Here is an 11,819-nt window from a genome sequence, read left to right as displayed (position 1 = left end):
CTAATGTTCTAGCTGGTCCGCTGCAGCGGATCAGCCAGTTCGGTGCTATGCTCCGGACTACGCTCCCGAACCGTCACCTTGATAACCTGCTCCCCGCTGCCCGAGCAGTCGATGAAGCGGTCAGCAGTGCCGTCCTTCTCCTCCCAGTCGTTCAGCCGGAGGATGTAGCCTATCGTGGAGGTCCCCGGCAGCACTTCAATCCGTGCTACGGCATGATCTTCCTCCATATACTGGAAGTCCCGTTGTCCATCCTGAATGCCTGTACCCCACACCCAGAGATTCCAGCCCCGGTAATCGCCGTCCGGACGGTCATAATGAACTTCTACAATCTTCGATCTCGGCTCAGGCTCCCCGTATTTATCATAGAGTACCATCATCGACAGTCCGGCCACCTCTACACTGCCGTTCTCCGTCTGCCGGAAGGCCTCAGGTCCGGCATGGGTATGATCGACTACGATGTTCCAGCAGCCGGAGGTCTCCGGGAGACACTGGGTGACCGGCTCCATATTGGCATTGTAGATCACCACGATATTATTCCATGTATCTCCGCCGGCGTGATCCTTCAGTCTATAGGCAACGACTCCGCCATCACAGCGCAGGAACTCCAGACTGCGCTCAATCTCCTGGCGCCCGTGCAGGCGGAAGGCCGGATGTGTCCGGCGCAGCTCAATCAGCCCTTTGTAATATTGAAATACTGCAATGAATTTGCTTTTGTTCTCCCAGCGGATCGCATTGATACAGTCCGGGCTGCGGTAGCTGTTATGATCTCCGTATTTGCTGCGCAGGAGCTCATCCCCGGCATGGAGGAACGGAATCCCCTGCGAGGTCAGAATGATTCCGTTAGCCAGCAACGAACGGCGTACCGTCTCATGGTCCAGCACATTCTCGGGATCTACTCCCACATACGGATTCGCCTGCTCTAGTGCGGCCTTTAGATCCCCGCCGCTCCGCAGCTTGCCGCCCTCAAGCTCCGGCAGCCCGGCTTCCCCGCGAAGTCCTTGGGTCGCCAGAATTTTGTCCCACAGGTTGAGATTATCATGTGCGGTTACATAGTTCACAGTCTCTGTAGGCGCATCGGTGAATTCATGAATCGCCCCGCTCACCCCGGACGCGATCGCACCTTCCTTGCCGTATTCCCCGGTCACGAAGCCTTTGCCCCAGCCGTCGCTGTCTCCCTTGATGGCCGCACGGAAGTTGTCGTTGAAGACGGCGTAGCCTTTGCCGCGCTGTACGCCCTTCAGCGTCTTGGAGGCAAGCGGGGAGTCGCCGCCTGTCCACGGCTCACCGTAGAGCAGCAGCCCCGGATTAATCTCCAGCCGCAGCTCCTCGGTAATCTCGCGCATGGTCACGCTGTCCATCAGCCCCATCAGATCGAAGCGGAACCCGTCAATATGGTACTCCTTAGCCCAGTAGGACAGGGAATCCTTGATATACTTGCGGACCATCGGCCGTTCTGTAGCCAGCTCATTGCCGACGCCCGAGCCGTTAGAGAGCCGGCCGCTCTGATCATGCCGGTAGTAATAGTCCGGCACCAGCGGCTGGAAGGGTCCCTTCTGGAAGCCATAGGTATGATTGTAGACCACATCCATAATCACCGAGATGCCGCGGCTGTGCAGCGCCTGAACCAGCTCCTTGAATTCCCGGATACGGGTTAGCGGGTTAGCCGGGTCTGAGCTGTAAGAGCCTTCCGGCACATTATAGTGCTGGGGGTCGTAGCCCCAGTTATAGTCTGTGAAGATGGAGGATGCCGGTTCTTCCCCTGGCTTGCCCAGCTCATCCACCGTCTGATAATCGAACACCGGCAGCAGATGAACATGCGTGATGCCCAGCTCGGCCAGATGATCAATGCCCAGCAGATGACCCGCCTCATCCCGCAGGCCAGTCTCGGTGAAGGCCTTGAATTTCCCCTTATACGTCATACCGGAGCTCTGGTCCGCCGAGAAATCACGGACATGCAGCTCATAGATTACAGCATCTGCCGGATGCGGCAGCACCGGAGAGGCATCGCTCTCCCAGCCGTCCGGGTCTGTCTCGGACAAATCAACGATGGCCGTCCGTGTTCCATTGGCCGATACAGCTACTGCATAAGGATCGGCCGCTTCATTAATCGAACCGTCAGCAAATACGGCGCGGTACATATAATACTTCCCCTTCAGGTTACCGGGAACCTGGATCGTCCATACTCCGCCCTCAGCGCGCTCCATACTAAGAATTTTGCCGCTGTCCTTGTAATCTGCGGTCTGCGGGGTCAACCCGTTTCCGCCTGTTGCATATAATACGAGCGACACTGTGAAGGCTGTTGGCGCCCAGACCTTGAATACACTGTATTCCGCCGTGTAGGTTAACCCGAGGTCATTGCCTTGATAGGTATCGATTTCTTGTTCTGCTTGTATATAATTGCTGCTCATTGCTATTCACCATCCCTACGCTCATCCGTAATACTCCCGGAGAACTATCATTCTATTACTATCAAGCTATGTCCACATTCTCCTTAACTAATACTTTGTACTTGCACAGCTCTGCAAGCGGATGACGCCGGATTTGCTACATAGGGTTCATTATATAATATGTAACACTATGTTCACAGGTCTGGGTTAAGGGTTGAATTATGTCACCGGATATATCCTATATCGGCAGGGATCGCCGGGGATTGAAGCTAATGAAGTTCCAGAACATCATGACCGCCTCCGCAGCACCCTGCCGTATAACGCAATCACAGGTACCAGCAGGAAGCCCGCCGACAGCAGCGAAGCTCTGATAGAGATCCGGCTGCCGATATAACCTACAACCGGACCGCCTGCGCTCTGGCCCAGGGCATCGGACTGGCTGATCATCGACAAGAGCGTAGCCCGGTTCTGGGATGGCAGCTTCGTGTTCAGCCAGGTGGTATAGATCGGGTCGCTGACCGAAGCGACCACCCCCAGGAGCAGTACGGCCCCGATCGCCCAGTAGAAATCAGGCGCAAGCGCCACCAGTATAATGCAGCCAGCACGGACGGATGTCAGGAGGAACAAGGCGGCCGCTACTTGACGTTCCTTTTGCAAATCAATGATTTTCCCGGCCATATAGACAGCCAGCACACCCAGCAGAGTAGTCGCCGCACTGATCAGCCCGAAGCCAGCCGCCATCGAGACTCCAATCTCCGGGAATCCGATTTCATTCATAAGAAAGACTGGCCACAGACGATCATATCCCTCAGACGCAGCACCGCTGAATAAAGTTACAACCGTCAGCAGCAGGAGCAGCGGATGATGCCTCAGAATAGCCGCACCGCTGACCCAGGTCTTGCCCAGCTCACGGATAGCAGAGGAATGCGGCGCACGCTCCCGGCGTATGAACCCCGTCTCCTTCATGTACCGGATCAGTATGAACCCCAGGACGAAATAGATGACTCCGCCCGCCAGAAAAGGGAGATTGGACGCAACCTGGGATAAACCTACGCTGACCGCAATGCCTAACAGGGAAGCGCTTAAGCCGAATATTTTGGAGCGCATGAAGAGGCTTCCCGTATGTTCTTCTCCAAGCTCGTCCACGATCCATGCGGTATCCGCTCCGCTCAGGAAGGTCCAGCCGATCCCGTACAGTATCTGGGAGATCAGCAGCCAGCCGAAGGCAGGCAACAGGGAAGCCGGATGCATGATCCAGACAATACTCCCTTCGAGGACAAAGGCACTCCCCAGTACGAACACGGCAATAATGACGGACAGTCTGCGGCTATAGGTATCAGCGACCACTCCGGTAATTCCCTCGAACACAAGCACGGTGAGCTCCACAACGGTTCCCACCAGCACAAGCTGGAGCGGATTCAGCCCAAGCTCCGTTACATAGTAAATACTGTAGGTTGTAAATATAGTACTGGCCGCCAAAGACATCATAAATACGATAAACAAATAAATCTGTGAAGCACTGAATCTCTGCACAAAGGTTCCACCCTCCGAAAGTAATGGACTCATTATATAAAATAAGGCCCGGGCGGGCGGTTCCAGATTTGCTGAAATTCAAATAACCGCAAAAAAAAGCCCCCTGTAAAGGAGGCCGCAAAGTAGTTGGAGTTATAACCAATGCTTGAGTAAAGAATTAATTCACGCGGGATTGCACCAGTGCGGCTACTTCCTCGGCCGTGCCGAGCTGCAGGGCCTGGGCAGCCATTTCCTTCATGTCGGCCGCAGACAGCTTCGAGATCTGGCTGCGTGCTGGCAGGATAGAGGTAGCGCTCATGCTAAATTCATCGAGACCAAGACCGAGCAGCAGAGGAATAGCCGTGGCATCCCCCGCCATTTCTCCGCACATCCCGGTCCACTTGCCTTCGGCGTGTGCAGCATCAATGACGATTTTGACCAGTCGCAGAATTGCCGGGTTGTATGGCTGATACAGGTAGGCTACCTGTTCATTCATACGGTCCGCAGCCATTGTATATTGGATAAGGTCGTTGGTTCCGATACTGAAGAAATCCACTTCCTTGGCGAACTGATCCGCCAGTACAGCCGTCGAAGGAATCTCTACCATGATGCCCAGCTGGATGCTGTCGGACACTTCTTTGCCTTCTTCACGCAGCTTGGCCTTCTCTTCCAGCAGCAGATCACGGGCTGCACGGAATTCACCAAGGGTAGCGATCATCGGGAACATAATGCGCAGGTCGCCGTGGGCACTTGCTCTGAGCAAGGCACGCAGCTGGGTGCGGAAGATATCCTGACGGTCCAGACAGAGACGGATCGCACGGTAGCCGAGGAACGGGTTCATTTCCTTCGGCAGCTCCAGATAAGGCAGCTCCTTGTCTCCGCCGATATCCAGCGTACGCACTACTACCGGCTTGCCTTGCATATTCTCAAGCACCGTCTTGTAGGCATTATACTGGATCTCTTCGGAAGGCAGCTTGTCGCGGCCCATATAGAGGAACTCGGTGCGGTACAGACCTACACCTTCGCCGCCGTTCTCAATAACGCCAGTCACATCATTCGGAGTTCCGATGTTGGCTGCCAGCTCTACATGCTTGCCGTCGGCAGATACCGTTGGCTCGTCGCGGAGCTTTTTCCATTCAGCAATCTGAAGATTGTAAGCTTCCTGCTTCGCTGTATACTCGGCCACTTCAGCTTCCGAAGGGTTGATCAGCACATCGCCGCTCAGACCATCCACGATAACCAGATCGCCTGCTTTGACCAGGGACATCACGTTCTTCGTGCCCACAACCGCCGGAATCTCCAGGGAACGGGCCATAATGGCCGAATGGGAAGTCCGTCCGCCGATATTGGTGGTGAAGCCTTTGACGAAGTTGCGGTTAAGCTGTGCTGTATCCGATGGGGTCAGATCCAGTGCAATAACAATAACCTCTTCACTGATCTCAGCCGGGCTCACATAGTGAATGCCAAGCAGGTGATTCAGCACACGTTTGGTTACGTCACGCATATCCGCTGCACGTTCCTGCAGGTATGCGCTCTTCATGTTCTGGAACATTTCCACGAATTGAGCAGCTACTTCATTCAGTGCGTAGTCCGCATTTACCGATTCCTCACGGATTTTGTCCATTACAGGGGTAATGAGCTCAGGGTCATCAAGGATCAGCAGATGTGATTCGAAAATCTCCGCCTTCTTCTCGCCAAGCTCAGCCAGGGTACGCTCTTTGATGGTCTGAAGTTCGCCTCTGGATTTGTCCAGGGCATCCTTCAGCTTCGCAAGCTCAGCGTCCACATCCGTGACCGCTGTTTTGGTAATGGTATAGTCCGGGTGTTCCAGGATAAAGGCACGGGCTACTGCAATACCTGCGGAAGCCGCGATTCCTGAAATTTTATTCATGAACTTCTCCCAGCCCTTCTTTAACCATAACCTCCTGTAGCGCGTTCAATGCTTCTGCTTCTTCACTGCCTTCAGTAATAAGAGTCAGGGTATCTCCTGCTTCAAGGCCCAGGGAAAGAACGCCCAGGATGGATTTAAGGGTAACTTTTTTGCCTTTAGCTTCTGCAAAAGCTTCAGTGCCTTTAAATTTTGTAGCTGTATTTACCAGCGCTGTTGCCGGGCGTGCGTGAATTCCGTCTTCGTCAATAATTCTGAAAGTTGTTTGCATAATATAATCCAACTCGCTTTCTGTTAATTTGGGATGGTGAATTATAGTGAAGGCTTGCGCTCCCTTTCATTATAATGGAAGCGCTTCGCCATTGCACATTTTACTGAATGGTGATGATATCCTTGTCGCCGATAACTACTTTGCCGGGCTTCTTCAGCGTAACAGAGGAGCCTTCAGGCAGGTTGGAGAAGATGACCGGAGAGATGACAGAAGGTGCATTCGCCTTCACATACTCCAGATCCACTTCCATAATCGGCTGTCCGGCAGCTACCAGATCGCCTTCCTCCACCAGAACCGTGAAGCCCTGGCCCTTAAGCTTCACGGTGTTGACCCCGATATGCACAAGGACTTCCTTGCCGCCGTCTGACATGATGCCAATGGCATGCTTACTAGGGAACACGTTGAATACCTTGCCGTATACCGGCGAAGCAATCTTGCCGTCTTCGGACAGGAAGGCGAAGCCGTCACCGGTCATTTTCTGCGAGAAGACCGCATCAGGAACCTCTGTAATATCCATCAGCTGGCCGTTTACCGGAGATACGATATCCTCAGGGATAATAGCATCGCCCTGCTCGCCGGCCTGTTGTTCAAGCTCCGGCTTCGGAGCAGCAGGGGCTGCAGCCGGTGTTCTGCCGTTCATCACATCCTGAATCTGTGACTTGATCGTGTCCGAACGTGTGCCGAAGATCGCTTGTACGTTGTTACCCACTTCGAGAACACCAGAAGCACCCAGTTTCTTCAGACGGTTCTTGTCTACGCCTGCTTTGTCCTTCACTTCGACCCGCAGACGCGTGATGCAGGCATCCAGATGGGTGATGTTCTCTTTGCCGCCCAGGGCGGACAGAATGTTGCGCGGCAGATCGTCGCCCGTCTTGGACACGCTCTCCGTGCTTACTTCATCCTCATCCCCGGAATCATCCTCACGGCCCGGAGTCTTCAGGTTAAACTTACGGATGACGAAGCGGAACCCGAAGTAATAGATCACGGCCAATACCAGACCTACCGGGATAACCAGCCACCAGGCGGTACGGTTAGGAATGACGCCGAACAGCACATAGTCGATGAACCCGCCGGAGAAGGTCATGCCGATTTTAACATCAAGGATGTGCATGGTCATGAAGGACAATCCTGCGAATACAGCATGGACGGCGAACAGCAGCGGAGCCACGAACAGGAATGAGAATTCCAGCGGCTCGGTAATCCCCGTCAGGAACGAGGTCAGCGCTGCGGAGATCATCAAGCTTCCGACAATCCGTCTGTTCTCAGGCTTCGACTCGTGGTAGATCGCAAGGGCTGCAGCCGGAAGACCGAACATCATGAACGGATATTTACCGGTTGTAAATGTACCCGCTGTGAACTCCACACCGTCACGGAGCTGCTGCATGAAGATCCGCTGGTCGCCGCGGACCAGATCGCCCGCCTTGTCAATATAGCTTCCGAATTCATACCAGAACGGTGAATAGAAGATATGGTGCAGGCCGAACGGAATCAGGGAACGCTCGATGACCCCGAAGATAAAGGCCGACAGCGTCAGGTTGGTATTAATCATACTCTGTGACACATAGTTCAGACCGTGCTGGATCGGCGGCCACACAATCGTGAGCGCAAGACCAAGCATCAGGGAGGTCACTGCCGTCATAATCGGTACGAACCGTTTACCCGCGAAGAAGCCTAAGTACGACGGCAATTCTATACGGAAGAACCTTTTGTACATGGATGCAGCCAGGATCCCGACCAGGATACCACCGAACACCCCTGTCTGCAATGTGGGAATCCCCAGCACGCTGGAATACGAGAAATCCTTCCAGGTCAGCACGTAAGCATTGACGCCCACTACCGTACCCATGGTTACGTTCATCACCAGGAAGCCGATAATCGCTGCAAGCCCGGCTACGCCTTCTCCTCCGGCCAGCCCGATGGCAACGCCGACTGCAAAGAGCAGGGAGAGGTTATCAAATACGATTTGCCCGGAGTTCATAAGCACGGTGGCTATCGCCTGAACAGTATGGTTCTCCAATGCAGGCACATATTGCAGGAAGTCCGGGTTAACCAGCATGTTCCCGATTCCAAGCAGCAGGCCCGCCGCAGGCAGAATGGCCACAGGGAGCATAAGCGCCTTACCGACTCTCTGCAGAACGCCAAATAATTTTTTAAACATTCGGGTCACTTCCTAATCCTTAATTTCTTTCAACAGAAGCCAAAAAAGGCATGAGCAATACAGCACGCAGATTGCCCGGCTAACGCTAACGTTAGAGTACCCCGAGATGGGGCTGGACAACCATAATACTGTAAATCACTCATGCCTGATCGTATCAGTTACACGTAGGTATTCTGTTGTAGTTCATAACAGGGATCATTGTAGCACCATTGATTTGAAGTTGCAACCCCTAAAATCGGCTACAGGTCCAGCTCCGGCTCATCTTCCTTCTTCTGGGCGATACGCTGCAGATGAATCGTCAGATAGCTGACCTCGGCCGGATATACCGGAATGCGCACCCGCTGCTCAATCACCTTCGTCAGCTTCCAGGCAAGCATGTACATCTCGGGATACTCCCGCTTCATTAGTCCATCCAGGGACGAGGTCTCGCGCACAGTCTCTCCCCGGCGCAGACGTTCCAGAACGAACCGCAAATGGGTCACCAGCCTTGAATAATCCAGCGAATCCCGCGGAATACGGTATTCCAGATTATCCTCCACCAGCCCCACCATATCCCCGATAAGCTGGGAATGCTGCTTCACCTCGGAGATATGGCGGTTGCTAAGCGCACTGACAATATGCAGAGCCACGAAGCCGATCTCATCCGGCGGCAGCGTCACCTTCATCGCCTCATTGATCCGCTCCACCGCATATTCCGCCAGACTGTATTCCTCCGGATAAATCTCCCGGGTCTCGTACAGAAACGGATTATGAATAGCCATATGCTGTTCGCTTCTGCGGATCGCAAAGGAAATATGGTCGGTAAGAGCAATATGGATATGCTCATTCAGTGTCTGGCGGCTGCTCTGCATAATATGCAGCACAATCTCCTGGACCACCTCAATCAGCTTCTCGTCTACCTGCGGCACCAGCTGTTTGTATTGCTCCTGCTCCTCCTGGCTGCGCAGGATGAACATCTTCTCCACAGAGGATAGATTAATCCGGTCCCGCGTCTTACGGTTGAAGCCGATCCCCTTGCCGATCACCACAACCTCGGCATACTGGGGATGCTCGGCAATGATCACGTTATTGTTAAGCACCTTGCCCACGGTAATGCTGCTCACTTGCGACACCTCTTTTACTTCTGAATCCTGATCTATTCCAGCAGCACGATACATGGTTCAACGTGTGTGATTCGTTCCCTTAAGCTCCTATCATAACATCAAGAATCTCAAATTAGAAGTGTGCCGCAACCCGCCCGCAGGCTCCCTTCATTTCACCCGAAACGTCCGGCCCGAGAACCTGTATACCATAATCAGGGCAGCCAGCATATACACCACAGCAGAGAGCACTACGATCATGGCAAACATACCAAGCTCACTCTTGAACTGCATGGCGATGAATCCTACCCCCAGCACCACACTGTTCACAATCGTAAAGAACGGATTCTTCACATTGAGCTCCGTGCTATAGGGCTGGAAGATATAGTACATGAACAGATGATGCACCGAGAAGAACAGGGACAGTGCCACAATCGTCACGCAAAAGAGTGCAGCATCCCCCGCCCCCCAGTTCTCCGCTGACAGCAGCAGCAGCACGTTCACCGCCAGACAGATCGCGGCAGCCGGGATCAGATTAAGCACGCTGATACGCAGCAGCCGGATGCGGAAGTTGCTTAGAATGGCCGATTGTTCACGGTAGAATCCGTAGCGCAGCAGGCTGAGATCACAGTTATAGAACATCGCCTTGCAGAGGCGTTCGCCAATGGACGTATAGTTCATAATGATCAGGAAGGTCGGCAATGCGGTAATCAGATAATGAGTCAGTTTTGTAAAAGCGGATTGGGACAACAGCATCGTCAGCAAAGCAGCGGCAAAAAGCGAGCCAATGATGACCAGCCTGCGCTCTATCGGACTGGTGATCAGCCGCCGGTGACGTGAGAAAAAGATTGCATTCAGGTAAGCGTACCCGCTTTTCCCCTCGAACTGGCCTTGATTCTGTTGTTCCGCCGAGTAGTGCTGATCTTGGGTGGCCACATCCTTCACCCGTGCTTCTTTCATCATCCGGCTCATGTCGAGCAGCGGATCATCGATTTTGGTGACGGCATCGACGGCATTCGTATAGTCCTTATAACGGGCGATATAGACCGCACTTAAGGCTCCCAGCACCAGCACGCCAAGCACCACAGGCAGATTGAACAGCATTCCGCTCTCTACTACCGCAAATCCGGGGAGCAGCGGAAGATAGGCCAGCAGGTAGCCAGCGCCGATGACGGTCCAGATCCAGCTTGTTTTTTTGACAATAACGATGCCGTAGCGGTCAAACACCCGCAGATGCAGCGCCTCGCAAGCCGTACGCCAGAACGTCAGCAGCAGCGTAAGAACCGCCCCATGCCACAGCGGAGCACCGAGAAGATTCCCGAAGACCAGCATCGCCGGCATAAAAGTAACCAGGAAGCTGATCCCGCGCAGGGTCAGTGTGGTCCGCATATACCGCTCTGCCGGCAGCCTCATCAGCTTCACGAATATGTATTTATCCCGCTTCGGCTCCAGAATAACCGCGCTGGAAACCCCGGCCGTAAGGAAGCTTATACATAGCAGCATCTGCAAATAAAGCTGGTACTGAACAGAAAGGGATAAGGCGATATCATTACCGATGAACTTCACCGGCAGATAGATCATGATCCCAAGATAAGCGAACTTCGTCACAAAGGCCATAAGTACCTTGAGGATATGCACGATAACAGATAAGGTCCGCTTCAGCGTGGTTTCCGAATAGACCGAGGCCGGGATCAGCTTGCCCAGCACAGGGAGCTTACGGGCATAGAACATCAGCCGATTAGCGCCGGACATCCCCCGCACTTCCAGAATCGCCTTCAGCGTCCTAATCATGATCCTCATCCTTCAGCAGGGCAATAATCTGCTCTTCAAATTCCGGACTGTGCAGGGTCTCCGCCGGAATCTCCCGCAGTGTGCCGTTATTCAGAATCACCAGCTCATCGCAGAGATCGGCGGCCAGCTGCAGAATATGAGTGGAGAAAATAATGATATGATCCTGCTTCATCTCCCGCAGCAGCTTCTTGATCTCCAGCGCAACTACCACATCGAACGAGGTTAACGGCTCATCCAGCAGGATCAGCGGCGGACGGGAGATGATAAAGCACAGCATCTGAATTTTGTTCTTCATCCCGTGGGAATAGCCCTTGATCAGACGGTGCCTGTCCGCCTCCTCGAAACGGATGATATCGAAATATTCCTCGATGGTCCGGTCCGCTTGGATCTTCCCTTTATTGATGTCCATGTAGAACTTCACAAACTCATAACCGGTCAGGAAGTCAGGCAGAATCGGCAAGGAAAAGACGTAGCCGATCTCCTCCTCAAGCAGCGGAAGACTCACTTCATCTCTCCGCAGAAAAGCCCCGCCGCTGTCCATTTGGATCTCCCCGCTCAGGCAGTTGAACAACGAGGTCTTCCCCGCGCCGTTACGGCCGAGCAAGCCGTATATCTTGCCTTGCTCGAAGGTGAAGTCAATTCCCTTCAGCACCTCTCTGCTGTCAAAGCTCTTGCGTATATTATCCAGTATAAGCTCCATGCCTCTGCCTCCGTTTCAGCGTTGAACGATAAG

Annotated in this window: 8 protein-coding genes; all 8 read right to left on the bottom strand. The window is 53.6% G+C overall.

Translation table 11 applies throughout. The features are described from left to right. Positions 1–8: 8 nt before the first annotated feature. The 8 genes from pulA to MKX51_RS07245 all read right to left on the bottom strand — a co-directional run bounded on the left by pulA (position 9) and on the right by MKX51_RS07245 (position 11,786). Positions 9–2,408, bottom strand: a complete 2,400-nt coding sequence (gene pulA, locus MKX51_RS07280) for a type I pullulanase (RefSeq protein ID WP_340991829.1) — start codon at positions 2,406–2,408, stop codon at positions 9–11. A 267-nt stretch (positions 2,409–2,675) separates the two neighbouring features. Then, complete coding sequence (locus tag MKX51_RS07275; protein WP_340991828.1) at positions 2,676–3,920, bottom strand: MFS transporter; 1,245 nt, start codon at positions 3,918–3,920, stop codon at positions 2,676–2,678. 157 nt (positions 3,921–4,077) lie between these two features. Further along, positions 4,078–5,790, bottom strand: a complete 1,713-nt coding sequence (gene ptsP / locus MKX51_RS07270; RefSeq protein ID WP_340991827.1) for a phosphoenolpyruvate--protein phosphotransferase — start codon at positions 5,788–5,790, stop codon at positions 4,078–4,080. Further along, a complete protein-coding gene (locus MKX51_RS07265) occupies positions 5,783–6,058 on the bottom strand; it encodes an HPr family phosphocarrier protein (protein ID WP_036696683.1) in 276 nt (91 codons plus the stop codon). The genes ptsP and MKX51_RS07265 overlap by 8 nt, the downstream gene beginning before the upstream one ends. A 100-nt stretch (positions 6,059–6,158) precedes the next feature. Beyond that, positions 6,159–8,216, bottom strand: coding sequence for a glucose-specific PTS transporter subunit IIBC (gene ptsG / locus MKX51_RS07260; protein ID WP_340942689.1), 2,058 nt, complete (start codon positions 8,214–8,216; stop codon positions 6,159–6,161). Between the two features lie 239 nt (positions 8,217–8,455). Next, positions 8,456–9,319, bottom strand: coding sequence for a glucose PTS transporter transcription antiterminator GlcT (gene glcT, locus MKX51_RS07255; protein ID WP_340991825.1), 864 nt, complete (start codon positions 9,317–9,319; stop codon positions 8,456–8,458). Between the two features lie 147 nt (positions 9,320–9,466). Beyond that, the gene (locus MKX51_RS07250; protein ID WP_340991823.1) at positions 9,467–11,086 is read right to left on the bottom strand and encodes a hypothetical protein; all 1,620 of its coding nucleotides are present in this window, start codon (positions 11,084–11,086) and stop codon (positions 9,467–9,469) included. Beyond that, positions 11,079–11,786, bottom strand: a complete 708-nt coding sequence (locus tag MKX51_RS07245; protein ID WP_340991821.1) for an ABC transporter ATP-binding protein — start codon at positions 11,784–11,786, stop codon at positions 11,079–11,081. The genes MKX51_RS07250 and MKX51_RS07245 overlap by 8 nt, the downstream gene beginning before the upstream one ends. Positions 11,787–11,819 lie beyond the last annotated feature (33 nt).

Origin of the sequence: Paenibacillus sp. FSL M7-0420 (assembly GCF_038002345.1) — a bacterium.
Taxonomy (GTDB): Bacteria; Bacillota; Bacilli; order Paenibacillales; family Paenibacillaceae; genus Paenibacillus_AQ.
The sequence above is the reverse complement of the archived record's forward strand: the minus strand, read 5'-3'. Positions and strand labels throughout refer to the sequence as shown.

What these genes read in the sequence shown, in the direction of transcription:
- MKX51_RS07250 (WP_340991823.1), bottom strand. Translation starts at nt 11,086, where the DNA reads ATGATTAGGACGCTGAAGGCGATTCTGGAAGTGCGGGGGATGTCCGGC.
- MKX51_RS07265 (WP_036696683.1), bottom strand. Translation starts at nt 6,058, where the DNA reads ATGCAAACAACTTTCAGAATTATTGACGAAGACGGAATTCACGCACGC.
- pulA (WP_340991829.1), bottom strand. Translation starts at nt 2,408, where the DNA reads ATGAGCAGCAATTATATACAAGCAGAACAAGAAATCGATACCTATCAA.
- MKX51_RS07245 (WP_340991821.1), bottom strand. Translation starts at nt 11,786, where the DNA reads ATGGAGCTTATACTGGATAATATACGCAAGAGCTTTGACAGCAGAGAG.
- ptsG (WP_340942689.1), bottom strand. Translation starts at nt 8,216, where the DNA reads ATGTTTAAAAAATTATTTGGCGTTCTGCAGAGAGTCGGTAAGGCGCTT.
- ptsP (WP_340991827.1), bottom strand. Translation starts at nt 5,790, where the DNA reads ATGAATAAAATTTCAGGAATCGCGGCTTCCGCAGGTATTGCAGTAGCC.